Here is a 26,646-nt window from a genome sequence, read left to right on the forward strand (position 1 = left end):
TCTCGTTTTTAAATTCGGGAGGGAGTGCCTTGTCTTTTTCATTTATCCATGCGGCTGATATTCATTTGGACAGCCCTTTGGCCGGCCTGGAGCAATACGAGGGAGCACCAGTGGAAAAAATCCGCGGTGCAACCCGTGAAGCATTTAAAAATTTGGTGGATGCGGCGATTGAACGGCAAGTCCATTTTCTCATCATTGCCGGCGATTTGTATGACGGCAACTGGAAAGATTACAATACCGGCCTCTTTTTCACAAGCCAGATGGTGCGCCTGCAGAAAGAAGGCATTCCTGTTTTCCTCATCCGCGGCAACCATGATGCGGCCAATTTGATGACGAAATCTCTGAAACTGCCGGCCAATGTGCACGAATTTCCGGTCAAAGCGCCGGAAACGGTTACCCTTGATGCACTTGGCGTCGCCATTCACGGGCAAGGTTTTGCACAACGGGCAGTGGAAGAAAATCTTGTGAAGAACTATCCGCCGAAAAAAGAAGGCTATTTCAATATCGGCATTTTACATACAAGCGCGACGGGGCGTGAAGGGCATGAAAATTACGCGCCGTGCACGATAGAAGATATGATGGAGAAGCAGTATGATTATTGGGCGCTCGGCCATATCCATATGCGGGAATTGCTCCATCCGCATGATCCGGTGATTTTGTTCCCGGGAAATATCCAGGGACGGCATATCCGGGAGACAGGAGAAAAGGGCTGCACCTATGTGGAAGTAAAAGACGATACGATTGAAAAGATGGAACCCATCCCGCTTGATGTGTTGCGCTGGACATTATGCCCGGTTGATATGGGCGACATCGAAACGATGGACGGGCTCATGGACGCGGCCCGCAGTGCGCTTGAAAAGGCATACGGGGAAGCAGACGGGCGTTACTTGGCGGTGCGTTTTGAATTGGCCGGCGCAACGAAAATGCACAGGGAACTGATTGCAAAAAAAGACCTCCTCTTGAACCAGCTGCGTTCCATTGCGCTTGAGACAGGTTTCGGTGAAATCTGGGTGGAGAAAGTAAAAATCAAAACAACAGGACTGAACGATGCCGATGCCTTTTCCGATGAACAGTCGCCAATCGGGACGGTGCTAAAATTTATCCGCAGCACGGCCGAAAATGAAGAGATGCTTGAAGCGCTGCTGGATGAGTTCAGCGATATCCGCCAGGCCATTCCGCATGAACTGAAAGAAGGGGAAGACGGGTTTGATTTTTCCAACCCGGGCCTCGTCAAAAAGCGGATAAAAGATGTGGAAGACTTCATTCTTTATTCCTTAACGGAAACGGGGGCGGAAAAGGCATGAGATTTGATTATTTGAACCTGCTTGCTTACGGGCATTTTACTGACCAGATGCTTTCCTTTGATCCGGAGAAAAACTTCCATCTGCTGTTCGGGCCGAACGAAGCCGGAAAAAGCACAACACTCCGCTCGATTACGCATTTTTTATACGGATTTCCGCAAAAAACGAACGACGCTTTCCTCCATGGCAATACGAAATTAAGAATTGAAGGGCTTTTGCGCAACACAAAAGGGGAAGCCTTGCAGTTTACCCGCAGAAAAGGGAAAAAGAATACGGCACTTGACCCGGACGGCAACCCGGTCCCGGAAAATACGGTCGCGGCCTTTTTAAACCATATGCCGGAATCCCAGTTTTTAAATATGTTTGCCCTTGACCATGTCCGTCTTCGTGAAGGCGGCGAAAGCCTTTTGGAAAGCGGGGGCAATGCCGGGGAAAGTTTTTTCACCGCCGCTTCGGGCATCAATGTGCTGCGCCGGGTTCTCGAGAACTTTGACAAACAGGCAGGCGCACTGTACAAAAAAACCGGTTCCGTCCCTGAATTAAATAAGCTGCTCAAGCGGGAAAAAGAGCTTTCGAAAAAAATCAATGAGCAGCAGTTGAAAGTACAGGCATGGAAAGCTTTCGAGGCGCGTTACCGGGAGTTGGAAAAAGAACTCGGCGCCCTCACCGCAAAAATAAAGACGCTGCGCAGCCAAAAAGAACAGCTGCAACGGGTCAAATGGATTTTGCCGAAGATCGCAAACCGGAAAAACCTTTTGCAAAAATTGGAAGCGCTCGGCGATGTCCCGGATCTTCCAGATAATATTGCCGAAGTCCGTGCCGAAGCGGAAAACAAATGGAACGCTTCCCGGGCAAACTTGGACAAAATTTCCCGGCAACTGGCGGGCACCGAAGCGGAAATGAAAGAAATCAGCATTCCGGAACACATTTTAGAACAGGCTGCCGCGATTACAGCCCTTTACCGCCAAGTGCAACAGTACGAAGACGATGAAAAAATGTTGCCTGAGCTCGAAGGGAAAAAGCAGCAGCTCCAAGCCCAATTGATGTCCGTTATGAAGGAGATCGACCCGGGCCGTGCAGCCGTTGAAAATATAGAACTTTACCGGCTGCCTTCCGCCCAAAAAGAAATGATCCGCGAGCTTTGCAAGCAAAAGCCGTTGCTCGACCAGGCTTATGAATCATTGAAACGGGAAGGCGAAAAACTGGAAAAAGAGCTGGCAAAGAAGCTGGAAGAATTGGCTGCCTTGCCTGATCTGCCGGACGTGGAAAAACTGGAAGCCGTCCTGGCAAAGGTGAACCGTGCAGGGGACGTGGAAGCGGCGATACACGAGCTGGCCGCGGAATGCCGGCAAAAACAGCGGCAAGTGGAAGAAGCCGTTCGTGCTTTGCCGTTATGGGATGGCGAGGCGGAAGAACTTGTCAAACTTCCGGTGCCCGGTTTGGAAGAAACGGTGAAAAAGTTTGAAAAAGAAGCGGAGCAATTGACGCGGCAGCTGGATTCGGTGCAAAGCCGGATTTCCCGGTTGAAAGAGGACATCGAAGCTTCAGAAGAAAGCATCCGCCGGCTTGATTCCATTGCCGAGATCCCGTCCGAAGAAAAGCTGTCGGCCGTCCGTGCCTTAAGGGATGCCGGCTGGCAGCTGATACGCACCAAACTTGAAACCGGCCATTGGCTTGAAACGGCTGAAACATATACAAAGGGAGAGCCGGCCGCGTCGGTTTATGAGAAACATGTCCTTGAAGCTGACCAGATTGCGGATACGATGCGGCTGGAAGCGGAAAAAGTCGGCGAGAAGAATAAACTTTTAGCCGATATTAGAAAGTTCCGCGGGAAAAAGGAACAGCTTGAAAAAGAGAAATCCGGACTTGAAGAAGCTTTGCGTGCGTGGGAATCCGGCTGGCAAAATCTTTGGGCGCCGGCGCAAATCCGTCCGCTTACGCCTGGAGAGATGCGGGAATGGCTGCAAAAACACGCGCAAATTAAAAGCTTGATGCAGGATTATGAGAAGGAGCAAGATAAAATGCGCGCGCTCCATGATAGCCGTGCGGACTGCTGCAATGCGCTATCTGCCGTGCTGAAAACATTTGCCGCCGTTTCAGAAGGGCAGCCGCTTGCGGAACTGGTAAGTCTTGCAGAAAACGAATTGAAACGAGTCCGCAATCTTGCCGCAAAGAAGGACAGCCTCGAAACGGCTATCCGCGATTTAAAAGAAAAACGGGAAGAGATGCAAACGGAGAAAGCGGAAATCGGGAAGAAACGCGAAGCATGGCTGGCAAATTGGTCTTCGGCTGTCGCGGGCACGGCAATATTGGAAGAGGTGCCGCCGGCGGTTGCTGAATCCCTGCTCGCCCGCTATGAAACATGTATGCAACTCTATGATGCATACAACCAGACTGAAAAAGAGCAGCAAGCCGTTACTGAAAAAATGGCGCGCTTTGAAGAAAAAGTGCAGCATATCCTTGAAACGGCCCAACTTCCATTGAACGGGGAGAATGCCGCTGTTGCCGTAAACCGGATGTATCAGCTGCTGCAAAATGCCAAACAGGACGATGCCGCTTTGAAAAAGCTCAAACGCCGTTTAGAAGACTTGGAGAATGAGAGAAAAGAAGAAACAGAAGCACTGGAAGCAGCTGAAGCGGTTTTAACAGAACTTTTCCAACAGGCAGGCTGCAGCACAATCGAAGAACTAAAGCAAATTGAAACAGCTTTCCTGCTGAAAAAAAGTTTTGAAAAAGAAATCCGGCAAATCGAAGCGGACATGCTGGATGCGGGTGCCGGTAAATCACTGCAGGAATTGCTTGATGAGGCGGCCCGGTTTGATGCAGATTCGATTGACGCCGATTTGGCGGAAACCGGGCGTGAACTTGACCGTTTGGAAGCCTCGCGTTCCGAGGTGGAGCAGGAATATGGGGCGGTCAAAAAAGAATACGAAGAACAGATTCGCGGCGCCAACATGACAGCCATTGAAGCCGGCCAGGAAAGGGAAAGCGTGCATGCGCAAATCGCCAGTTTGACGGAGCAATATATCCAGTTGAAACTCGCTGCCGCTTTGCTGCAAAAGGGGATTGAATTTTACCGGAGCCAAAATCAAAATCCGATTTTAAATCGTGCGGGTGACATTTTTGCGCGGCTGACACTTCATTCTTTTGACGGGTTGGCGGTGGATTACAACGAGCAGGACGAGCCTGTTTTAATGGGCGTGCGCGGCGGGGAGAATGTGCCGCTGAACGGGATGAGCGACGGGACGACCGACCAGCTGTATCTGTCCTTACGCCTTGCGAGCATTGAAAAATACGCAGCTGAAAACGAGCCGCTACCGTTCATTGTCGATGATATCCTCGTTCATTTTGACGATGAACGTTCAAAAGAAACATTGAAAGTATTGCTCGAACTTTCCAGCTGCACGCAAATCATCTTTTTCACGCATCATCAGCGCCTTGTCGACATGATGCAGGAAATCGCCCCGCCGGAAGCCGTCCAATATTTGGCCTTCCATGGGCAGAAAATTGCCGTGCATTAAACAGGGCGTGTCGAACAAATCCGTTTTGGCTTTGGATCCGGCCCATTCAGCAAGTGCTGCAATGTTTACCAGATACAGGTTGATTCTTTTCTATCTATCTATGGCTGTGGCTTTTGAATTAAGTTTTTTCGGGATCACTATAAAAGCAAGACAAAATAAAAAAGGCCCCGCTTTGTGCGGGTCCTTCTTTTACATCAGGATTCGGTGGAAGGATATTTGTAAAAGCCCTTCTCCTGTTTCTTTTCCGAGTTTACCTTTGTCAATGTATTCCGTTTTCAGCAAGTCTGCAATTTTTTTATACAGCTCATCGCCGGTAGCTTCTGCTTTTGCCAAACTGATATTGTAGGCGGTGTTGATGCCGACAACATCCAGAATTTGGAATGGTCCAGCCGGGGCGCCTGTTGCAATGCGCCATGTTTTGTCAATCGTTTCCGGATCGGCAACCCCTTTTACCAGTAGCATTTGGGCTGCTTCCAACAGCGGTACGAGTAATGAGTTCAGAATATAGCCCGGCTGCTCTTTGTGCAAGGGCAGCGCTACCATGCCAATTGCCTCTGCGAATGCGATCACATCCTGAAACACTTTTTCATCTGTGCCAGGATGTTTCATGACTTCTGCTGTATTGTTTTTCCAAATTTCATTGGCAAAATGGAGCGCCAGAAATTTTTCCGGGCGGCCGGTTGCTTCTGCAAACTGGCTTGGCAGCAGGGTCGAGGAGTTCGTGGCAAAGACCGTTTTTTCCGGTGCTAATTTTCCAAGCTTTTGGTAAAAATCCTTTTTAATGGAAACCACTTCTGGAATGGCCTCAATGACCAGATCGGCATTGGCTACAGCTTGCCCCAGATCATCAGAAAAAGAAATTCTATGATAGGCTTCATTCACTTCTTGCTCTGTTGCACCAAGATCTTTCTGGTACCGGGCCTTCAACCCGGAAATTCTTTCTTTTGCCTGTTCGATTGCCTCGGCAGAAATATCATAAACGTATACACCAAAGCCTTTAAAAGCCGTTTGATAGGCAATTTGGCTTCCGAGTACGCCGCTCCCTGCAATGGTGATATTTTGAAAGTCCATCATCATACACCCTTCCCCATTTATGTAACCCCTTACATGTCTATCGTATCACCATGGAAATGAAGCGTCAAAAATTGAATAGCTACCGATGGAAAAATACAGTTTTTCAGGCCTCATTTGGCTTGCTGGCGCTTGTTTTCCGGGTTACCTGCTATTCACAAAATCGTAAATTTCGCCAGGCGAAAAAGCTTTACTCTTTTTATCAAGGTGATATAATATGGGTTGCATTCAAAAGAACGGATGAAAAAGCCCGCAAAATGAAGAAGAGAGGTCTTATGGAAATCAAAGCTGTCAAACTCAAGCAGAAGTCTACTTTTTACCTGAACAGATATTTAACGGGGGATTCTATAGATTATCGGGAAGTTATTGGCATTATTATCCCAATTTTGGTGGATCAGACGTTTTTGATCTTAATGAGTTTTCTAAATACGGCGATGATCAGTTCTGCCGGCGTCAGTGCTGTCAGTGCCGTAAACATGGTAGATTCATTGAATATTTTCCTTGTCAACGTATTTATAGCGATCGCAACCGGTGGAACGGTGATTGTTGCCCAGTATAAAGGAATCGGCAATAAAGAAATGGTGTCAAAGACCGCGACACAAGCCATTTCTGCTGTTGCTATTTTTTCGGTCGTGCTTGCCGTGTTTGTGATTGTGTTCAACACGCCGACACTCAATTTACTGTTCGGGAAAGCAGATGCAGCCGTTTTTCATAATGCGAGAATTTATTTGATTGGCAGCTGTCTCTCCTATCCTTTTATTGCGATTTTCCAGGCAGTACTGGGCGGTTTGCGCGGCGTCGGGGAAACAAAGCCATGCCTTGGCTTGTCGCTGTTTATGAACTTAACGAATACCGTGCTCAATGTTGTATTTATTACCATTTTTCATATGGGCGTCGTCGGCCTTGTGACATCCATTTTATGTGCAAGAATTTTCGGCATGATCGCTTCCATTTTTTATGTCATGAAGTACAATGAGACGATTCGTTTTAAAATTAAAAATGCGCTTCACCTCGACTTTTCTTTATTGAAGAAAGTGATGTTTATCGGGATCCCGTTTGCGGCGGAACAAATCTTTTTTAACGGCGGGAAACTGCTGACACAGACATTTATTGTGCAGCTTGGGACATTGGCGTTGACGGAAAATGCGATCGCAAGTTCAATCACGCTGCTCTTCCAGATTGGACCGAATGCGCTTAGCATTGCGATTGTCACGATTGTCGGACAATGCATGGGTCGGCGGAATATCGATGACGCACGGAAATTTGCAAAGTCGTTTATTGTTTTGTCTTCGCTACTTTATGTTGTAACGACAGCGGTTCTTTTGCCGTTTTTCCCTGTCATGATGCAATTGTTTAATCCGCCTGACTCAATTATTCCGACGATCTTTACGATTGTCCTGATTTCTGCGTTTGGGCAGCCGCTGTTATGGCCGCAAAGTTTTATTATGCCGGCCGTGCTCCGGGCAGCAGGTGACTCAACATTTACATCGGTCGCTTCGCTGCTGTCAATGTGGCTTTTGCGGGTCATACTCGGCTATATTTTAGGGATTACATTCGGTTTTGGCATCATTGGCGTCTGGGTCGCGATGATTGCCGAATGGGGTGTGCGCGGGCTCATTTTTATGAACCGCTTCAAAGGTGCCAAATGGTATGCGCATAAACTGGTTTAACGACGGAAAGCAGTGCGATCGTCCGCACTGCTTTTAGTTTTCAAAATGTGAAAACGTCAACAATTTCGACACAGCTTTTTTCGGCTGCCCATGCTATACTGCAAGTGTAAGGAAGGAAAGCCCTTACAGTTTGGGATTGCAGGAGACTCAACCATCCCGATTGGTTCCGTCTTCACGCGTATATTTCGAAAAGCCCAGAACGGTGAGCACAACCGGTTCACTAAAAAGGAATTGGCGAATGCCCTCCGCCCGTTCAGGCAGCTGAAAAGCAAACCTTTTGCCGGAACATAAACGATTGCCGAAAAAGTGATTTGAAGCATCATGGAAACTCCAGGCACTTGAGTAAATGAATGAAAGCCATTGGGGAACCAGTTTCCGACGATGAAAGTTTTCTAAGGAAAGTTTTCTAAGGAAAAGGCCGCAAAGCAATTCATTCATGAGAAAAAGTGCTGAACAGTCAAATGAAATGTCAATGAACTTTCAGGCAAAAGAATATGGTAAGGCAAAGGAAAGCCGGATCAGTTACGGATCTTTTAAGGCACAAGCTTTAAAAGCAGCAAATCTTAACAACGATTTGTATCTGTCACGGAGCCGACGACAGGCATCCTGATAACATCACACTCCGGCAGCCGGGAAAAGGCTGAAAACTCCATTCATACATTGGGGAGTTACCCCCCGAATGTGAAAATGTATACAGGATGCGGCATGGTTGGGTCCCCTGTAATACCAAACTAAAGGCAGTGCGATGAAGTACCCGTTCATCGCACTGCCTTTTTATTTGGGAAGCATGCCGTTCAAGAAAAAAACAGGATTGCCAAGAAGTTGGGGCTTCCGTTATTTGGAAAAAATGGAGTGGCCGCGATCGGAATAGGGGGCGAAACAGGTTGGGCTGCAGGGTTCAAGAGGAACAAAAGCGAGTTTGACAACGCCGGAATATCTTTTTTCTCGCTTCTTCCCGCAGGTCAGCCAATTGGACAAAACGAACGCCGGTCGGGGAGCTTTTGTCTAATTGGACCTTCTAATTAGACAAAACATTCAGGGAGCGTTGAGCTTTTGTTCAATTAGAGGGGTTCTAAGTCAAGATTGTCTTTTTCCTCCGCTTTCTTAGGCCCAGCCCCCAATCCAAATGCCTGTGCGCCGCGAAACATCCGCGTCCAAAATGTCTTCATCAGGCAGCGGGAGACAAAAAAGGGAGCAAATTCAGCTCCCAGTTTAAGAATGGGCTCCTGTTTTTTGTTTTTTCAACCACTGCCTCATTTGAAATGTTCAGCGTTCCCGTGTACTCCACTAAACCGATCTTGCAGCCGGGGCCGATTTCGATATTTTCCCCGCGAACCGTGCCGGCTTCAGTGTATTCCAAATAGATTTGATCTCCTTCAATGATATCAGCGTGCAATAGATGCCGCTTTTTTCCAAACATGCCGGGAAGCCCGCCTTGCATGCGGACGTCAATTTTCTTCCCGCCGATTTCGCCCGCGCGGCTGTTGCTATACTTTAACGCAATTTCAATTTCTTCCGCATTTAACAGGCCGCCAACTAGAAACTTTCCTTTTAAAATAAAAGCCTCTGCTTCGACATCTTCTTTGACGTCAAGCGAACCTTTGATCTCTGCTTTTTCCGTGCTGAACCGTCCGCCGATTTCCATCTCCCCGCGTACAAGGCTGGTCTTGATTTCCGCATCCCGTTCAATTCGGCAGCTGCCTGAAACTTTCAATTTCTCTGCCTCTACACTGCCGGCAAATATCCCCTCGCCAAAAACTGAAATCGTTTTGGCGGTTGTATTGCCGCTTACCTTGCTTGTACCGCGGATCGACAAGTTCAAACAATCGAGCGCATCGACAATTTCCGCTTCTCCGTTCACTTTTACATTTCCGTACAATCCGCCGCCATAAGCGCCCGAATCATTCACAATCAAAGGATTTCTCTCCATGTTCTGCACGCCTTTCTTTATATTTTCCGGTATTCTTTCACAACCGCTGAGCTGTCTTTTTCAAACGTATCCTTGTACTCCACAAGATTAATTTCACATTTTGGACCGATTTTTACACGGGCGCCCCGCACCACTTTCGCTGTCGTCATTTCAAGCACAATATCATCCCCTTCAATACTGTCAACCGTGAGGCCTGTGGGCGTAAACGGCTTCAACCAGCTTGAAATAGAATTGACTTTTTTCACCGTGATCTGCTGCCCACCCATTTCACGGATAAAACAGCGCCACAACGGGTTCATTTCAATCTTTTCGGCATTCAGTTCGCCTTCCATTTTGACGGTGCCGTGGATGTTGATTTCCTCGGCTTCACAATCTCCGGCAACAGACACATTCCCTTCAAGCAGGATTTCCGTTCCTTTCACTTTGCCGCCAAATTTTGCATTCCCGGATACGTGAAGATTTTCTGCCAGGACATCATCCAAAAACTTGGCCGATCCCGAAACCTCCATGCTTTTACTGGAGAGACTGCCGTGAAAGGTTGCGGTTCCATTGATCGTGGCATTTTGTGAAACAATGTTTCCTTTAAAAACCGCTATTCCGTTTTATTCCAAATTTTTACACTTGATTTCACTATTCACTGTTCCTTTTCCATTCACGATGACGTCGTCAAAAGTCCCGCCGTTTGAGGATGCGACTCCGTTTATGACAAGATTTCCCACTTTTGCCCGCCTCCTATAGCCATTTTCCTTTTAATTCTGCTGATAACTCCATCAGATCAAGGCTGACAATCACTTTTGCTTCACGGTCAAACAAAATATCTTCTGCCTTTTTTGTCAAAAAGCAGGTGGAAACGCCGAACTTTCGGATCAGCCATACGTTTGTGCCTTCCGTTGCAAAAGATTTTTCTGCATCCTGCAAGAGCCCAACCAGCATTTTTCCTTCCTCAAGGGAAATCTCCCCGCCGTGCAAAAGTTTTTCCAATAAAAAAATGGCGAGCACTTCCTCAAAAGGAAAAGCCTGTTCTTGCGCCTGCGTTTGTTCGATGTAAAAATTTAGTACAAAATCGGAGGCAATACCCCGTTTCAGTATATCTGCCTTGCTGATCCGTTTCCCGCCGCCCGGTGCAAACATTTCGGCAAGCGCATCAAGCGAAAGTTTTTCTTTCATCGCCTGGATTTTTTTAATCCGCTCCAAAATGCGTTCGCGGGGGAAAAAGGTTTCCTGCCCGGTAAACGTCGATTTGCGGATAAACCAGTCTTCCGGAATCAGGTTTTTCCGTTTCCACCGGTATAATTGCCCATAGGAGATGCCGGTTTGTTCGAGCAGATCTTTTTTGGAAATTAAGTCTTCATCCATTTTCGCCACTCCTTTGCTATTTTTAATATAACATAACACTGTTACACCGTAAACAAGAAAGCAAATTTAGAAAATTTCATCATAACGGGCTCAAAATATGTTATAGTTATATCTATACATAGGATTGATGTTCAGGAGGAAGAAAAACATGATTGCGGAAGAATTCAAAAGGATGCTTGGCCAGAAATCGGTCATCCGGGAAATTGCTGAATACGGGGCAGTACGTGCAAAGGAAATCGGGTCTGAAAATGTTTTTGACTATAGCCTTGGCAATCCGAGCGTGCCGGTCCCGCAAGCTTTTACCGAAAAACTTATGGAACTTGCGAAAAACCCGGCGGTGCACGGCTACAGCCCGAGCCTTGGGATTGATTCAGTCCGTGAAAAAATTGCAGATTCCTTAAAACAGCGGTTTGGCATGCCGTACCGGAAAGAACATATTTTTATGGCTACGGGGGCAGCCGGCGCCATTGCACACGCGTTAAGGGCGGTAACCGTACCGGGAGATGAAGTGCTCACGTTTGCGCCGTATTTTCCGGAATACGTGCCATACGTCAATCAAACGGGCGCGGTGTTAAAAGTTGTTCCTGCTGATACGGAAAATTTTCAGATTCATTTTGACGCGTTCCGCCGGATGATTTCGCCCAAAACGGCAGCCGTTTTAATCAACACGCCAAACAATCCTTCAGGCGCTGTCTATTCTGAAGCTACGATCCGGGAATTGGCGCAGATTTTGCAAGAAAAAGAGCGGGAATTCGGGCATGAGATTTATATCATTACAGATGAACCGTACAGGGAAATTGTGTTCAAGGGTGTAGAGGCCCCGTGCGTTGCAAAATATCATCCGTACACGATTACATGCTACTCTTTCAGCAAGTCGCTGTCGCTGCCAGGCGAGCGGATCGGGTACGTGGCTGTGAACCCGGACTGCCCGGATGCGGAATTGATTGTCAATATGTGCGGCCAGATCTCACGCGGCATCGGCCACAACTGCCCGCCGTCAATCATCCAGCTCGCTGTTGCCGAAGTGCTGGACATCACGGCGGATCTTTCAGTCTATGAAACCAACATGAATATTTTGTACGATGCCTTGACCGATATGGGTTTTTCCATCACAAAGCCAGGTGGTACATTCTACATGTTTCCGAAAGCCTTGGAAGAGGATGCTGTGGCATTTTGCAAAAAAGCACTTGAATATGACCTGCTGCTCGTTCCTTCTGATACGTTTGGCGTTCCGGGCTACTTCCGGATTGCCTACTGCATCCCGACAGAGAAAGTGAAACGGTCGCTTGCAGCGTTCAGGAAACTGGCAAATGAATATCAACTATGAAGCATTTGGCCAGTCCGCCGTATGTCGTGTAAAACAGACTTAAGCTTTTGCATCGGGGGTAAGTCAACAATTTTCATGGTGTTTGCGGCCGGTAGCAAAACAACAATGATTCGCTCGGTTTATCGAAGAAGGTGAACTTAACTTCAAAACTACGCATCCATTTTCATGTGTTTGTAGCAGACAGCAAAACAACAATGATTCGCTCGGTTTAACGAAGAAGGTGAACTTAACTTTAAAGCGACTTATCCATCTGCATGGTGTTTGCAGCCGGTGGCAAAACAACAATGTTTCGTCTGGTTTATCGAAGAAACTGAACTTAATTTCAAAGCCGCGCATCCATTTGCATGGTGTTTGTAGCAGACAGCAAAACAACAATGTTTCCCTGTTTTATAGAATAAAGTGAATTTAATTTCAAAGCCATGCATCCATTTGTATGGCGGCTGCTTTTTTCCGGCAGGGAGCATCTCCTCTGGTTCAACAACCCCAATAGTGCTAGAGACAGGCAGCTTATGATTTTGAGATCATGGAGTCTAAGTACTTGATGATCTCTTCTTTGTTTTCGGAGACGGATTCTTCCCTAAGCTGGTCTTTTTTTATTTTTTCCTGTGCTTTTTGCAATATCTTTTCTCCTTTTTCTGCCGGGACCACAACAACTCCGTCCGCATCGCCCACGATGATGTCCCCGGGATGTACGGCTACTCCCCCGCAGGAAATGGGGACGTTTATTTCGCCAACACCGCTTTTTCCGCTAGCGGCCACAGTTGTGCCTCTGCAAAAAACAGGATAGTTCAGTTTTTTAACGCCATCTATATCACGAATGACGCCGTCCACAACAATCCCGCTTATGCCTAAAGTTTTTGCCATCCCGACCACAAAGTCGCCAGCAATGGCTCTGTACTCGTCTCCTTTTGCATCCACGACAAGCACATCGCCAGGTTGTGCATGTCTGATGGCTTTTAGGACGGCTAAATTGTCACCCACCGGCATTTTAACAGTAAAAGCTTTGCCGCAGAGAAAATAGGAAGATTTCAATGGCTTAATCCGCGGGTGCAAGTTATTCAAGCCATCCATAGCATCTGATATACATGTGGTAGGAATAGAACGGAATGCGTCTACAAATGCATCCATAGTTGAACCCTCTTTCTTTAAGACTGGTTTTATGTATACTATACTGAAATAGAGAAAAAAATGAAAATAAAAAATTGTTATATTCATTCATAACAAAAATGAATAGAGGAGAGGAGAAAAGCCGCTGAAAAAGTCCAAGAGAAAACGGCAAGACACCGCGCCATTCATAGTGTCTCACCGTTTTTCAGTGTCCTCTGCCGGGGAAGAGGGGCGGTGTTTTTACTCGTATACCACCTTAAACTCCATCTTGTAACTTGCAAAGTCCTGTTTGTTAAACAATGGCAAATACAGCCCGATGTTCATCAGTTCGTCGCCACCGTAGATTTTGTCTGTTTCAATATGCCGGTAGTTTTTGTCCGGGTCAAGGCCTGCCAGTTTTAATATTTTCAACGGGCCGGCTGCTTCAGACAGTACGTTGAAAAAATAGGCAATGGTATGGTTGCGGTCCGGTGAGACAAATTGCCAGGCGGCGCTGTTGCCTTCAAACGGGCTTATCAGGCGGTAAAACCGGCCAAACTGGAACAATTGCCGGTGTGCCTTGTAAAATGCAATCTGGTCCCGGATCACCGCTTTTTCATCTTCCGTGCATTTTGTCAAATCCAACTCATAGCCGAAATTGCCGCCCATTGCCACGTCACCGCGCGTCGATAACGGCGTAACCCGGCCGGTTTGGTGGTTCGGAACGGCCGAGACATGCGCGCCCATCGTAATCGGCGGATAGGCGAGGCTTGTGCCGTACTGGATTTTCAGACGGTCGGCCGCATCGGTATTATCGCTCGTCCACGTTTGTGGCATATAATACAGCATGCCCGGATCAAAACGCCCGCCGCCGCCGGAACAGCTTTCAAACAAAATATCAGGGTAACGCGATGTCAACTTTTCTAAAAAGTCATACAGCCCAAGCATATAGCGGTGGGCAGTTTCTCCCTGGTTTTCCGGCTCCAGCAGGGCGGAATGGACTTCTGTCATATGGCGGTTCATATCCCATTTGATGTAATCGACATGGACATGATCCAGAATTTCTGTCATCTGCCGGAAAATGTTTTTGCGCACATCCCTGCGGCTAAAATCGAGCACATATTGGGAGCGCCCTTCAGAAAGCCCGCGGCCCGGAATTTGCAGTGCCCAGTCCGGATGTTCACGGAAAAGGTCGCTGTCCCGCGAAACCATTTCCGGTTCAAACCAGAGCCCGAATTGCATCCCACGTTTATGAATTTCTTCCGCCAGGTTTTTGAGCCCCATCCGGATTTTTCCCGCGTATTCATACCAGTCCCCTAAAGAACTGCGGTCATTGTCCCGGTGGCCGAACCAGCCGTCATCCAGCACAAACAGCTCAATGCCGAGCTTTTGTGCCTCGTCGGCGAGTTCAAGCAGCTTTTCATCATGAAATCGGAAATAGGTCGCTTCCCAGTTGTTGATCAATACCGGGCGTTCCGCATCTTTATGCTTGCCGCGCAAAAGGTGGCGGCGGTAGAGCGTGTGAAACGTTTGCGACATCCCGTTTAGCCCGTCTCTGCTGTATACCATCACCGCTTCAGGGGAATAAAAAGTGTCACCCGGCTCCAGCGTCCAGCTGAACCCGAAATCATTCAGCCCGATTCCAAAGCGTACCTGGCCGAACTGGTCCTGCTGCACCATTCCGGCAAAATTGCCGCTGTAAACGAGGTTCACTGCATATGCTTCACCTTGGAATTCCGTTGTTTCAGGCCGGACAAGCGCCAAAAACGGATTTTCCTGATGGCTGCTGGCGCCGCGCTTGCTGTCTATCCGCTTGACGCCGTCCGTTACGGTTTCTCTTGCTATTTGCCGTTCGCGTTTATGGGCGCCGGGGAGATGCAAAAGCTCAAAATTTCCGGCTGGGAAATCGACATTCAGGCTCATCAAGCGTTCAATCCGAACAGGTTTGTTTCCGCCGTTTGTCAGCACAGCCGCGCGGGAAATCGCCGGAAAGTCGCGAAAGATGGTATATAAAAGCGTTAATTGAAGGCCTGTAAGCTTGTCTTCCAACATGATTTTCAACGTTTCGGCTTCATTTGGATTGGCAAAAGTAGCGGGAAGCCCGGGAAGCGCCGGCTTGCCCTTTAAAATGTCATTCGCCCGGTAGCGGAAGTCCGTGACCGTTGACCCGTCCGCATGCCGGATAACATGTGCCGGTTCACGGAAATCGCCGTTGCCGTAACCCGGGAATTCCTGCAGTACCGTATCAAGAGAAAATTTGCGGTCTTTTGCACCGGGCGGGTTCGGGGAAAAACTGCGGTCAATGCGCGGATAGGCGCGACCTCCGTGATAGGCCCTCACCGGCTTTCCCCAATACAGATGTTCAACGTAGCCGAATGCATCCACTTGTAAAAGGTAACTCACTTCATTATTTTGCAAATGGAAAGTTTTCGTTTGTTCATCAAAAGAAATCATCCATCTTCCTCCTCGTTTCGTAAGTGCAGAGGCCATTTTCAGTTTTGCCGCATCAGTTGGAATGGCCGAGGCATCCCCAGTTTTGTTCAATATGATAATACGGTTAGAGAAAATTCTTTTGGGTAAAGGAATGGTGCATCTGCTTTACCGAAAGAATCCGTTTACACTTTACTATCATTTTAGTGTTTGCATCCGTCCTTGTCACTTGATTTGTAGAGAAGCTGTCCGGGCGGGTTCGTATCCAGGGAATGCTGCAGCGGCCCTTCCCCGGAAAAATTTGGCATAAAAAAGTTAGCGTCAGGTATTGCATTCTTGTGCTGGCGTTGTAAAATGACTATTATTAAAAGTAGATGAGAAACAATTTGTTAACATTTACACAATGGAGCTGATGATGATGCGGGAAACCATTTCAAAAGAAAATATCCGGGAAAGAGTGCGCGACATTGTGTTGAATGATTTCGATGATGACCCTTCGGAAATAAAGGACGACACCCTTTTTGTCGATGATCTCGGTGCGGACTGGATCGATCTTTCAGAGTTAGCTGTGGAGTTATCGGATGAATTTGATTTCGATATAGAGGAAGATGAAATCAACAAGCTTGTTTCCATTGAAAAGGCAACAGACTATATATATGAAAAACAGCGAAAATGTCGTGAACATCTGGCGATCAAACTGCCAAAAATACTGGAAATCAGAAAGCAAAACAAGGCCCGTGGATAACTCTAGATTCACGGGCTTTGTTTTGCTTATGGGTTGCTGAATAAGCAAAATTTATAGATTTGGTTTATAAAAATCTAGAGAAAAGTTTGCGCTCGAGCTGTTTCATCGTACTAGAAGACAGAATCCTGCATTTTGCAGATAGTTTCTTCTATATATTGAGACAGCATTTGCTGATCAATTGGGTAGAAAATCGGATTCGCCCAGCAAGCTTTATTTACGGGATGGCTTACAACGGTGCGATGCAGCATTTGCAAACCGCTTTTTTTCCATTATACTATTACAAGGCAGTGAAACGCCCGTTTTTTTGAATCGAAAATTTTACACTTTAAACGTGTTCAAGATATTTGTTTTTCAATGGAAGGAGAGATTGGATTGGCCATTTTGCAAGGGGAATCATTGGTGACAGAAATCCGCGGCCTTGATGCAAAAGGTTCCGGGCAGGCGGTTGTCTGGCGTGAAAATGAACTTGGTAACGCGAAAAAATTAAAACTGACCATTCCGCGTACGCTTCCCGGGGAAAAAGTACGCGTCACCGTGGATCAGCCGGAAAAAAGAAGAAGAAAGGCACTTCCGGATGAAATTCTGAAAGCCCATCCGGAAAGGGTGGTGCCCATGTGCCCGCACTTTGACCGTTGCGGTGGCTGTGTCTGGCAGCAGTGGGCATACGAAGGGCAGTTAAAACAAAAAACCGTCCATGTAAAAGAAGCCATTGCCGCACAAGGCTTTGACCCGGCGCTTGTCCGTGATACGATCGGCATGGATAATCCTTGGCATTACCGCAATAAAATGGAATTTACATTTGCTCCGGATGGATCGCTCGGCCTGCATGAGCAAGGGAATTTCCGGAAAGTGATTCCGCTTGAAACGTGCCTGATTGCCGGAAAAGAAATGGTGGATGGCGCGATGGAAGTGGCCGCGTGGGTAAAAGAGCATGGCTTAAAAGGCTATGACAAAGATGCGCACGAAGGCCTCTTACGCCACTTAATGGTGCGCCAGTCTTTTGCAACAGGGGAAATGATGCTCGCCCTGTTTGCAACCGAAGCGCCGGATGGGGAACTAGCTGAAGCGGCCCGCGATTTGGCAGAGCGGATCACCGGCAAATTCCCGCAAGTAAAAAGCCTGCTCTGGCTCGAAAATACCGATTGGGCAGACCGGACACAGGCGGAAAAAACACATGTCCTCTCTGGACGTGATTTTATTTACGATGAAATGGGCGGTTACCGTTACCGGATATGGTTCGATACATTTTTCCAAACCAACCCAGTACAGGCACAGAAACTCGTCGATCTTGCGCTTGAAATGGGTCGGCCGGAGAAAACAGAAAAAATGATTGACCTGTTCTGCGGCGTCGGCACATTTTCGCTGCCGTTTGCGGACCGTGTCAAGGAACTTGCCGGCATTGAAATTGTTGAATCCTCGATCGAATCGGCAAAACGGAATGCAAAAGACAATGGCATTTCAAGCACATATTTCCTTGCCAAAGATGCACGCAAAGGGATAGATGAAGTGCTGGAAAGCTTCGGCAACCCGGAACTGCTGCTCCTCGATCCCCCACGTTCCGGCGCCGGCGGCAAAGTGATGCGCAAAATCGGCCGGGCCCAACCTGCGCGCATTGTCTATGTCTCCTGCAACCCGGACACATTTGCAACGGATATAAAAGAACTCGAACCGTTTGGCTACAAACTGACTGCCGTCCAGCCGGTGGACTTGTTCCCGCATACGGTGCATGTGGAGTGCGTGGCGCATTTGGTTTTAGATGTGTAAACAGCAACGATACAAAGCCCTGATTTTGTGAAAATCACCTTTCCAAAATCAGGGCGATTTTTTATTCAAAATCAAAAATCTCCAATAGCCGGCTTATTACCGGGACTATAATGAATATTTATGATTTGTAATAAAATTTTCCGAATTTTTCTTTCCAATGAGGTATAATAAAATAAAGCTGGAGAGAATGAGCGAAACATTGCTATTTTGTTACCGGTTGCAAAAGCAATTAGGATGTAAAATGGATGACTTGGTCTTAATGTAAAAAACTAAGTTCAGTTTTTAGAGTAATATGATTTTTCAATAGAGATGAGGGATAAGAAATGGGAATTGATTTTCACAGTAAGCAAAATCGATTGACTTATACAACCCGTGTTGCGGATCGTTCCTGGATTGACATGATGAAAAGTCTGCTAACTGTCGAGCATATATCAAACGCTTTAGATATCGGGTGCGGAGGAGGGATTTATTCGAAAGCCCTGGCAGATATGGGCGTTCAAACTGTTATAGGCATCGATTTTTCGGAACCGATTCTTGAAGGAGCGAAGGAAAATTGTAAAGACTATAAAAATATCTCCTTTCAACTCGGAAACGCTTATGATACAGGCTTAGAAAGTCAAAGCTTTCAATTGGTGATTGAAAGAGCGTTAATACACCATCTTTGGGATTTGCATGCTTGTTTTAAAGAAGCACACAGACTGTTAAAGGATGGCGGGGTTTTTATTATTCAAGATCGCACACCCGATGATTGCTTATTAGAAGGAGATAACACAAACATCAGAGGGTATTTATTTGAGTTATTTCCAAAATTAATTGATGAGGAAATAAAACGCAGGCATAGCAGCCAAACGGTCATCGAGGCTTTGCAAGAAGCAGGGTTCAAAAAAATTGAAGAAGTTAAATTATGGGAAACAAGAAAGGTGCACGAAAATAAAGCGCAATTATTAAAAGACATAAGTGAAAGAACAGGAAGAAGCATTTTGTATGAACTGGATGATCAAGAACTAAGTTTGCTGACCGATTATGTCCAGAAAAAGGTGACAAAGGAAAATAACATCGTTGAAAAAGACCGGTGGACAATATGGAAGGCAACTATTTAGCTGATTGACCGCCTGCAGGGCAACGGGTAAGAACAACATACTCTCCCAAATTTTTCCAGGCATAAAATTAGAAGATCTGGAAATGCATCAAAAGGGGATGTTCAATTTTAATTACTAAATCCTGAACAATATTTATGTGTTTGTGAGGCGTCCTCTAAGGATAGCTATAGAGCAGATCATAACAATTATAAAGACATTGATAAAATAGATTTCCGGAAATATAAGTCCTGAAATTGAAGTATTTTTAACCATTTTCGGCCATTTCCTGGACAGTGCCGAAACGCGGCAAATTAGGGAAAGTGGCCGGTACTACTATTTTAGGCCGGGCCAGAATCAGTGCCCGTCAATGTCGAAGCAAACGCTATTGATTGAGTATCGTTTTAAAAGATGTCTCATGGCTAACCCAGATTCTGCTTAACGGATAGGACGTCCTGATATCTCACAGCACCTGAGCCATGTGGAGTGTGTTTGCATTTAAAAAATATAATGAGAAAATAAACCACAAGGCGGTGAAACGTTTTGAGAGTGAGCCGTGAAGAATTAAAGCGGATGATTGATCAAATTCCTGAACAAGATGTCCTTGAAGTGTATGATTTTATTGAATTTTTAACCTTCAAGCGGGGAGAACAAGCACTAAACGAAAAGGAAGTTGAATATCTGGCAAAAGATGAAGAAGTTGTTCGTCAGGTTCAAAAGAGTCGCGAAGATCGGCGAAACGGACGCATTTACAGCAAAGAACAGGGGCTTAAGTATCTTCGGAGATGTTTCAAGGGGTCTTAAGCGTGGACAAAGAGTATCGTGTATTTTGGTCACAAACTGCGCTGGACGAATTGAGCAATATTCGGGGATACAAACAAGAAGGCATATGCTTATTGGTGTTAGTATGAAACATAAACGCTTGGAACAAAAAGGATCGCTTGGTCAGCTTTCATTAGCTCGTAAAGTAACGATAAGTCGAGAAACCCCTACTTCGAGTGACCCATCGAAGTGAGAGTAGTTCACTGTGGAGCCATTTTTATACGTATATGTCAATTCTATTTCGTGCAATGTTTGTGCTCGCCTGAAGCGGGAGAAGGGAGAAAAATGAACAATCAATTTCGACGAGAAGATATTGACTTTTATTCAAATGGAACAAGGTGTAGCGCGTGGCTATATCTACCCAATGTAGATAAAAGGTGCCCGGTCATTGTAATGGCTCATGGCTTGGGTGGAGTGCGTGAAATGCGGTTGGACGCATATGCTGAAAGGTTTGCTGCTGCCGGGTATGCCTGCTTTTTATTTGATTATCGTAACCATGGAGCAAGTGACGGAAATAAAAGACAACGGATAAATGTAAAAGAACAACTTGCAGATTGGAACTCTGCCATTGATTTCATCAAAAAGAATGATAGCATTGATGATAGTAAAATACTCCTGTTTGGAAGTTCGTTTAGTGGGGGACACGTTATAACCCTATCAGCTCATCGAATAGATATTCTTGCAACCGTGGCACAGTGCCCATATACAAACACCTTAGCTACAGTGAAAACGGTCTCACCACTATCTGCCCTAAAAATATTCCCCTTTGCCATAGCTGACGTTTTATCTTCTATTACCGGGTATCATCCGGTCATGATTAAATTGGTGGATGCGCCGGGGAAAGTAGCGATGATGGCTGTTTCTGACTACAAAAAGGTTTTTAAGTTGATGCCTGAAAATTTAAAGTTTGTGAATAAAGCCCCCGCAAGATCGGTTTTAGAATTCTTTAAATATTCGCCTAGTAGATACACTAAAAATATAGGAATACCGATATTTTATGCGGTTTGTCGGAAAGATACATTAGCACCTGCTTGGGCAACCATAAAGTGTGCAAAACGCTCCAAGAAAGCAACGATAAAAGAGTATGACTGTGGACATTTCGATATTTATTTAGGTGATTATTTTGAAAATGCAATAGTAGATTATATAGGCTTTTTTGATAAAATTACAAAAGGCTAGTTGGATAATCAAATGCAACAAGCTAAATAAATGAAAAAAACCATGATAAACCGTTTGCGATAAAAACGCAATCAATACGGGGGTTTATCTATGGTGAAGATTGCCACCCTTCGTGCAGAAGGAAATCCATGCAAGTAATCACTGATATGGTTGGCTGTAATAAAAATACCGTATCTCGGGAACTGAAGCGTGGTACAGGCAGCATTTGAGTCAACATTCTTTGGCTCTGTTTCCATATTTTACAAAAACTTAAAAGACGGACAATAAATCTCCTGTTGCACAAAATACGATACTATGATATGGTAAGAGTAATGTAAATGAATATTCATAATAATCTACTAGGGGCGCCGGGTTGGCTGAGAAGTACCCTTTGAACCTGATCTAGTTCGTACTAGCGAAGGGAAGTAGGTGATGAAATTACACCTGATGATTTGTAATTGATACACCCGCTTTCCGATGGAGGGCGGTTTTTTTATTTTGAGGATGCTCCTCCTGCCATTGCTCGGGGCAAAGGGTGAAACCAGCCTGCAAACCGCATTCGGCTTTCCGGTAAACAAGGAGGAATCATTGTTGAAACGATCTTTTACAGAAAGACTATATCAAAATGTCCAGCCGATTTGGGAGAAAAACCATAACCATCCTTTTGTCGTGGGACTGGGGAACGGAACTTTAGAAAGAGATAAATTTATCTATTATTTAAAGCAGGATTACGTATATTTAGTTGAGTACGCAAAACTGTTTGCCATGGGTGTTGTGAAAGCGGGTAACCTCGGCATGATGACGAGATTTGCTGCGGTGCTCCATGAATCGTTGCATTTTGAGATGGAACTGCACCGCCAATACGCTGCCGAGTTTGGCGTTACTCGGACGGATTTAGAAGCAACCCAACCAACGCCGATCAACCTTGCTTACACGAGTTATATGCTGCAAGTGGCCGCCAATGGAAGCTTGGCTGAACTTGTTGCCTGCTTGTTGCCGTGTGCCTGGGATTATTGGGAAATTGGGAAACTGCTAAAAGTAAATCATCGAGACACATTGGAGGCCAATCCTTACAAGAAATGGATCGAAACCTATTCTTCAGAAACGTTCGGCTCCGGAACGCAGTGGTTAATTGACTTAATGGACCAACTGGCAAGCGGAAAATCAGAAACGGAATTGGCAGTCTTAGAACGCCATTTTCAAATAGCCTCAAAGTATGAATACTTATTTTGGGATATGAACGATAAAAAACAAGACTGGCCGGTCTGATTTTCATTCACAACTAAAAAGGAGGGAAGGTTGGTTCTAATGAGAAAAACACAAAAAATAACAGCAACTGCAGTTATTGCAGCTATCACAACTGTATCCAGCAGCTTGATTTATATCCCGGTTGGTTTTGCAAAAATTTTTCCGGTACAGCATTTTGCCAACATACTCTCGGCTGTTTTGCTAGGCCCCGGTTATGCGGTTACGCAAGCTTTTATATCCTCGCTTTTACGTAACTTGCTTGGGACAGGGAGTATTTTTCCTTTCCGGGAAGCATGATCGGCGCGTTTTTGGCAGCTTATCTGTACGCGAAGACGAATAAGCTCATTTTTGCCTTTGTTGGGGAGGTTATGGGGACAGGCATTCTCGGTGCCTTGGCATGTTATCCCATTGTTGTTTTCTTACTCGGCCAAGCGTCAACGCTTTTCGGATTTATCCCTGCCTTCTTTTTAAGCTCTTTTGCAGGGGCCATTTTTGGCTATGTTTTGATAAAAGTTTTACAAAAAAATAAAGGGTGGGACAGAATGATCAATCATACCGTAAGCAACCGTAAGTTTTGAGCGAAACACCGGGGAGGAGTGAAGGCATTACCACGGCGCATACAGGATGCCAGCCATTGATAACCGGTCAAAATTTATGCCAGCAAAACCAGGCTCTTGAAAACAGCAAGCTGTCTTACGTTATTTTTATTCCTGTCCCGAAATCTGTGCCAGCAACATCAGGCTCTTGAAAACAGAGCCTGATGTTATTGGCATTATGACGGCACTCCGGCATAGTCTGAAACCTTCGCTGGCCGGATCCATTTGCCAACCGGCTCGCCTGTATACAGCCGCTATCCAGATTGAATACGAGCTTCCTCTTACATTTACATTTGAACGAAGCACCACGGAGGATTGAAGGCATTTGCCATGGTGCATACAGGTTGCCAGCCATTGATAACCGGTCAAAATCCATGCCAGCAAAACCAGGCTCTTGAAAACAGCAAGCTGTCTTGCGTTATTTTTATTCCTGTCCCGAAATCTGTGCCAGCAACAACAGGCTCTTGAAAGCAGAGCCTGATGCTGTTGGCATTATGACGGCACTCCGGCATAGTCTGAAACCTTCGCTGGCCGGATCCATTTGCCAACCGGCTCACCCTTGATACCACCGCCATCCAGATCAAATACGAGCTGTCCTCTTACAAAAGTTTTCGTAACCCGGCAATCAATTTTTCTGCCGATATACGGGCTGTGCTTATGGCGGTAATAGAGGTCTTCCGCACTTACCGTGTATGGCCGGTCGGGATCGAGAAAGAGGAGATCCGCATCTTTTGCGAGCGCAATTTCCCCTTTCGATTTTAAGCCAAAACGTTCGGCAGGGTTGGTTGCAATCATGCGCGTAAATTGCGTAATGGGAATATTGCGCTTTTTGACAGCCTCATCGAACATCAAATCGACATTATTCTGGCACCCGGTTATGCCGCCCCATACCTCAAAAATATTTCCGGTTTCGCTGTCCTTCATTACAGGCGGGCAAGGGGAATGGTCGGATGTCAGCATATCGATTTTTCCTTGTTTCAATCCTTCCCAAAGTTTTTCCTGCTCCGCTTCGCTGCGCAAAGGCGGGGAACATTTGGCAAGTGGGCCGATTTCCGCAAATTGGGCTGTTGTGATGGTAAAGTAATGGGGGCATGACTCAAGCGTGACATCCTGTCCTTCGTTCCGCACTTTCGTAATTTCTTCCACCCCTTCCGCACTGCTGACATGGACAAAATGCAGTTTGCACCCGGTTTGTTTCGCAAAATATAGCGCCCGCTTGATGGCATCCACTTCTGTAAATACAGGCCGTGTTGCAACATAATCAGCCGGACTTGTTTTCCCTTGTTTGATCATCTCCTCTGCTAACCCATCGGTAATGGCGGCATTCTCTGCATGAATCAATAAAATATGTCCCAGCTCGGCTAATTTTTTCATCCCCGCATAAAGCGTGTAATCATCTACATTTTTAAAGTCTCCCGGCAAATCGGTTCCGCAGCTGGCCATAAAACATTTATAAGCAACAACACCGCAATCGGAAAGTTCTTTTAACTGATCGAGATTACCTGGGACTAATCCGCCGTAAAAAGCGTAGTCCACATAGTTTTTGCCGGCGGCAGCGGCAAGCTTTTTTTCTAAAGCATCTTTTGTTGTCGTGGCAGGCAGCGCATTTAAAGGCATATCTACATAGGTTGTCGTTCCCCCGGCGGCAAGCGCCTTTGTTCCGGTTTCAAATCCTTCCCATTCCGTCCTCCCCGGTTCGCACATATGCACATGGATGTCGACCATTCCCGGCATCACATATTGGTCTGAAGCGTCATAAACTTGTTCTGCCGTTTCCTCAATTTTATCCGCAATTACAGCAATTTTTCCATTTTGGATGGCAAGATCAGCGATTTTAACGCTGTTTCTAAAAACAACTTTTCCATTTTTTATGAGCGTATCATATTTCATTGTGAATCCCCTCCCTGTGATTTGATTCGAGAACGACTGTGTTTTGAAAAATTGTATCCTTTTTAAATTTTGAAAACGGAAATGCGTATTTTGACAGAATGATATAGGCTAAACCAGCCGCAACAAAGCCGATGATCCATGCCAGTTCCACTTTTGCAAATGCGGCAGCCGCGCCAATTACTAATGAAATGACAGCCGCAGGGTTATAGCCGGAATAAGGCCCGTCTTCCGCGTACAAGTCGGCGATATTTACCTTTTGTTTTCGGAAGATGTAGTACTCAATCAATAGAATGGCTACAATCGGACCTAAAAACGCCGAGTAAGCCAGAATGAAAATGTCGAGCCCCTTTGCTGAAGAATCCCGGACAAGCACCCATGGAAAAGATGCAAAAGCAAGCAGCCCTGTAATGGTGACAGCATACTTAAATTTTAATTTCGTAAGCAATGTAATGACGTAAGTTGGTGGAATAATATTGGCAACCATATTCACCGAAACGGTCCCGATCACGATAAACGCAGACACGAAAAATGTAATATAAGGATTATCGACCACTGCTGAAAAAGCCTTTACAGGATTTGTAATTCCGGTAGCAGAAGCAAGCATGGCCCCCATCGTTAAAGCAAACCCGTATGCGATAAAGATCGGAATAAAATACAATAACCTTCTTTTTGTATGGCTGATCCCGGCTTTCAATTCTCTTGAATAATCCGCTGCACTTAAAAAGATGGCGGCATAATTGCCCATAAACGTCATGATAAAAGCAAAGAATGGCAGCCCCCACGTTCCTTTTGCATGCACCCATTTGTTTGCAATCGTGGCGCTATGGGATGTGAGAAGAATGCTGAACACATAGAAAAGTGCAGCTAAAATCACGACTGAAGTCAGGGCCTCCACCCACTTAATCGCATGAAAGCCATAGAGGGAGAGCGCAATTTGAAACAATTGGAGCACGATAAAGCAAACAGCCGCATTGTCAAAAGCTCCGCCCGTTGCAATTTTGGCCATTTCATTTAAAGCCGTGCCGCCAATCCAGCTTTGGTATCCGTACCAAACAATGGCAGGTATCCCGCGGCAAAGCGATGTGAATATCGAACCTTTTACGCCGAAGGACATTCTCAGCTGGACAACGTACGGAATGCCTGTTTTGTAGCCTAATCTGTCGTTCAATGAAAAGATGGTTGAAATAATACTGATGGCGATCAATGCCGCAGCAAAAGTTTGATAAATGTTTAATGTCGCCATCCCGGCCACAATCAGACTTGCACCAAGCGTAATATTTCCAATATTGACCCCGTCCCCAATCCACATAAAAATATAATTCAAAGGGCCAACTGTTCTGTCTGCATCTGTTTTCGGGATCAGGGAGGGATCCATACTCGCCTTCTTCTGCGGTTGCGGATAAGCACTTTCCAATTGAGTAGCCATTGCTTCAGCTCCTTTTCAATAGATTTACGGTAGTGAATTTGGAATGTTTCTTTTGATGTCGTTTAATATCACATATAATGTCATCTATATTTTTAATATAGCAAAGGATAAACGGTTTTTCATTAGCGATTTTGCACAATTCTTTATCTATTTATTATTCAAAATAGATAAAGTAGAACCAGTGTTGGTGTTTTCTTTGTTTTTTATGTAAGGTAACTTAACATGAATA

The 26,646-nt window shown here is 45.9% G+C and carries 18 protein-coding genes, 1 pseudogene and 1 riboswitch; of the genes and pseudogenes, 11 read left to right on the forward strand and 8 right to left on the reverse strand.

Features of this window, described 5'->3' with window-relative positions:
* Positions 1-29 precede the first annotated feature (29 nt).
* Together OF158_RS04020 and OF158_RS04025 are read left to right on the forward strand one after the other, a co-directional pair.
* Complete coding sequence (locus OF158_RS04020) at positions 30-1,304, forward strand: metallophosphoesterase family protein (protein WP_035182309.1); 1,275 nt, start codon at positions 30-32, stop codon at positions 1,302-1,304.
* Complete coding sequence (locus OF158_RS04025; RefSeq protein ID WP_035182307.1) at positions 1,301-4,822, forward strand: YhaN family protein; 3,522 nt, start codon at positions 1,301-1,303, stop codon at positions 4,820-4,822. Before OF158_RS04020 ends, OF158_RS04025 begins: the two co-directional genes overlap by 4 nt.
* 189 nt (positions 4,823-5,011) lie before the next feature.
* Here OF158_RS04025 and OF158_RS04030 read toward each other — a convergent pair whose 3' ends face one another.
* The gene (locus tag OF158_RS04030; protein WP_225620966.1) at positions 5,012-5,896 is read right to left on the reverse strand and encodes a 3-hydroxyacyl-CoA dehydrogenase; all 885 of its coding nucleotides are present in this window, start codon (positions 5,894-5,896) and stop codon (positions 5,012-5,014) included.
* A gap of 272 nt (positions 5,897-6,168) precedes the next feature.
* Between OF158_RS04030 and OF158_RS04035 the strand changes: the two genes are divergently transcribed.
* Positions 6,169-7,563, forward strand: coding sequence for an MATE family efflux transporter (locus OF158_RS04035; RefSeq protein WP_035182314.1), 1,395 nt, complete (start codon positions 6,169-6,171; stop codon positions 7,561-7,563).
* Positions 7,564-8,731: 1,168 nt separating this feature from the next.
* Here the strand turns inward: OF158_RS04035 and OF158_RS04040 are convergent.
* The 3 genes from OF158_RS04040 to OF158_RS04050 form a co-directional block, all read right to left on the reverse strand.
* Positions 8,732-9,493, reverse strand: a complete 762-nt coding sequence (locus OF158_RS04040; protein WP_225620967.1) for a hypothetical protein — start codon at positions 9,491-9,493, stop codon at positions 8,732-8,734.
* Positions 9,494-9,510: 17 nt separating this feature from the next.
* Entirely contained in the window at positions 9,511-9,975 is a 465-nt protein-coding gene (locus OF158_RS04045; protein ID WP_225620968.1) for a bactofilin family protein, read from the reverse strand.
* A gap of 250 nt (positions 9,976-10,225) precedes the next feature.
* Complete coding sequence (locus OF158_RS04050) at positions 10,226-10,849, reverse strand: YhbD family protein (RefSeq protein WP_035182304.1); 624 nt, start codon at positions 10,847-10,849, stop codon at positions 10,226-10,228.
* Between the two features lie 148 nt (positions 10,850-10,997).
* Between OF158_RS04050 and OF158_RS04055 the strand changes: the two genes are divergently transcribed.
* Positions 10,998-12,176, forward strand: a complete 1,179-nt coding sequence (locus tag OF158_RS04055; protein WP_035182303.1) for a pyridoxal phosphate-dependent aminotransferase — start codon at positions 10,998-11,000, stop codon at positions 12,174-12,176.
* A 507-nt stretch (positions 12,177-12,683) separates the two neighbouring features.
* On the opposite strand, the gene OF158_RS04060 is transcribed toward OF158_RS04055, so the two are convergent.
* Both OF158_RS04060 and OF158_RS04065 read right to left on the reverse strand, forming a co-directional pair.
* Positions 12,684-13,304 (reverse strand): RraA family protein, encoded by a 621-nt coding sequence (locus OF158_RS04060; protein ID WP_035182299.1) that lies wholly within the window; start codon positions 13,302-13,304, stop codon positions 12,684-12,686.
* Between the two features lie 219 nt (positions 13,305-13,523).
* Complete coding sequence (locus OF158_RS04065; protein ID WP_035182298.1) at positions 13,524-15,716, reverse strand: alpha-galactosidase; 2,193 nt, start codon at positions 15,714-15,716, stop codon at positions 13,524-13,526.
* Between the two features lie 394 nt (positions 15,717-16,110).
* Here OF158_RS04065 and OF158_RS04070 point away from each other — a divergent pair, with 394 nt between their 5' ends.
* The 7 genes and pseudogenes from OF158_RS04070 (at position 16,111) to thiW (ending at position 23,083) form a co-directional block, all read left to right on the forward strand.
* Entirely contained in the window at positions 16,111-16,437 is a 327-nt protein-coding gene (locus tag OF158_RS04070) for an acyl carrier protein (RefSeq protein ID WP_014095944.1), read from the forward strand.
* Positions 16,438-16,809: 372 nt separating this feature from the next.
* A complete protein-coding gene (gene rlmD, locus OF158_RS04075) occupies positions 16,810-18,201 on the forward strand; it encodes a 23S rRNA (uracil(1939)-C(5))-methyltransferase RlmD (protein ID WP_035182297.1) in 1,392 nt (463 codons plus the stop codon).
* A gap of 323 nt (positions 18,202-18,524) precedes the next feature.
* A complete protein-coding gene (locus tag OF158_RS04080; RefSeq protein ID WP_035182296.1) occupies positions 18,525-19,301 on the forward strand; it encodes a class I SAM-dependent methyltransferase in 777 nt (258 codons plus the stop codon).
* A 525-nt stretch (positions 19,302-19,826) separates the two neighbouring features.
* Positions 19,827-20,081, forward strand: a complete 255-nt coding sequence (locus tag OF158_RS04085; RefSeq protein WP_225621020.1) for a hypothetical protein — start codon at positions 19,827-19,829, stop codon at positions 20,079-20,081.
* A gap of 303 nt (positions 20,082-20,384) precedes the next feature.
* Positions 20,385-21,278: an alpha/beta hydrolase gene (locus OF158_RS04090; protein WP_014095935.1), complete on the forward strand. Its 894-nt coding sequence runs from the start codon at positions 20,385-20,387 to the stop codon at positions 21,276-21,278.
* A 330-nt stretch (positions 21,279-21,608) separates the two neighbouring features.
* A riboswitch (TPP riboswitch) is annotated at positions 21,609-21,698 on the forward strand.
* A 36-nt stretch (positions 21,699-21,734) separates the two neighbouring features.
* The gene (gene tenA, locus OF158_RS04095) at positions 21,735-22,526 is read left to right on the forward strand and encodes a thiaminase II (RefSeq protein WP_337680452.1); all 792 of its coding nucleotides are present in this window, start codon (positions 21,735-21,737) and stop codon (positions 22,524-22,526) included.
* A gap of 39 nt (positions 22,527-22,565) precedes the next feature.
* Positions 22,566-23,083: pseudogene (thiW, locus tag OF158_RS04100) on the forward strand (energy coupling factor transporter S component ThiW).
* A gap of 510 nt (positions 23,084-23,593) precedes the next feature.
* On the opposite strand, the gene allB reads toward thiW, so the two are convergent.
* Together allB and OF158_RS04110 are read right to left on the reverse strand one after the other, a co-directional pair.
* Positions 23,594-24,991, reverse strand: coding sequence for an allantoinase AllB (gene allB / locus OF158_RS04105; RefSeq protein WP_035182294.1), 1,398 nt, complete (start codon positions 24,989-24,991; stop codon positions 23,594-23,596).
* Positions 24,981-26,417, reverse strand: coding sequence for an NCS1 family transporter (locus OF158_RS04110; protein WP_035182293.1), 1,437 nt, complete (start codon positions 26,415-26,417; stop codon positions 24,981-24,983). The genes allB and OF158_RS04110 overlap by 11 nt, the downstream gene beginning before the upstream one ends.
* Positions 26,418-26,646: the final 229 nt, after the last annotated feature.

Origin of the sequence: Weizmannia sp. WK01 (assembly GCF_025905465.1) — a bacterium.
Classification (GTDB): Bacteria; Bacillota; Bacilli; order Bacillales; family Bacillaceae_C; genus Weizmannia; species Weizmannia faecalis.

Bases quoted from the DNA above. Each gene is read 5' to 3' on its own strand.
- OF158_RS04035 (WP_035182314.1), top strand. From the start codon at position 6,169: ATGGAAATCAAAGCTGTCAAACTCAAGCAGAAGTCTACTTTTTACCTG.
- OF158_RS04025 (WP_035182307.1), top strand. From the start codon at position 1,301: ATGAGATTTGATTATTTGAACCTGCTTGCTTACGGGCATTTTACTGAC.
- tenA (WP_337680452.1), top strand. From the start codon at position 21,735: ATGGAGGGCGGTTTTTTTATTTTGAGGATGCTCCTCCTGCCATTGCTC.
- OF158_RS04090 (WP_014095935.1), top strand. From the start codon at position 20,385: ATGAACAATCAATTTCGACGAGAAGATATTGACTTTTATTCAAATGGA.
- OF158_RS04060 (WP_035182299.1), bottom strand. From the start codon at position 13,304: ATGGATGCATTTGTAGACGCATTCCGTTCTATTCCTACCACATGTATA.
- OF158_RS04040 (WP_225620967.1), bottom strand. From the start codon at position 9,493: ATGGAGAGAAATCCTTTGATTGTGAATGATTCGGGCGCTTATGGCGGC.
- OF158_RS04110 (WP_035182293.1), bottom strand. From the start codon at position 26,417: ATGGCTACTCAATTGGAAAGTGCTTATCCGCAACCGCAGAAGAAGGCG.
- allB (WP_035182294.1), bottom strand. From the start codon at position 24,991: ATGAAATATGATACGCTCATAAAAAATGGAAAAGTTGTTTTTAGAAAC.
- OF158_RS04055 (WP_035182303.1), top strand. From the start codon at position 10,998: ATGATTGCGGAAGAATTCAAAAGGATGCTTGGCCAGAAATCGGTCATC.
- OF158_RS04080 (WP_035182296.1), top strand. From the start codon at position 18,525: ATGGGAATTGATTTTCACAGTAAGCAAAATCGATTGACTTATACAACC.
- OF158_RS04030 (WP_225620966.1), bottom strand. From the start codon at position 5,896: ATGATGGACTTTCAAAATATCACCATTGCAGGGAGCGGCGTACTCGGA.
- OF158_RS04050 (WP_035182304.1), bottom strand. From the start codon at position 10,849: ATGGATGAAGACTTAATTTCCAAAAAAGATCTGCTCGAACAAACCGGC.
- OF158_RS04065 (WP_035182298.1), bottom strand. From the start codon at position 15,716: ATGATTTCTTTTGATGAACAAACGAAAACTTTCCATTTGCAAAATAAT.
- OF158_RS04070 (WP_014095944.1), top strand. From the start codon at position 16,111: ATGCGGGAAACCATTTCAAAAGAAAATATCCGGGAAAGAGTGCGCGAC.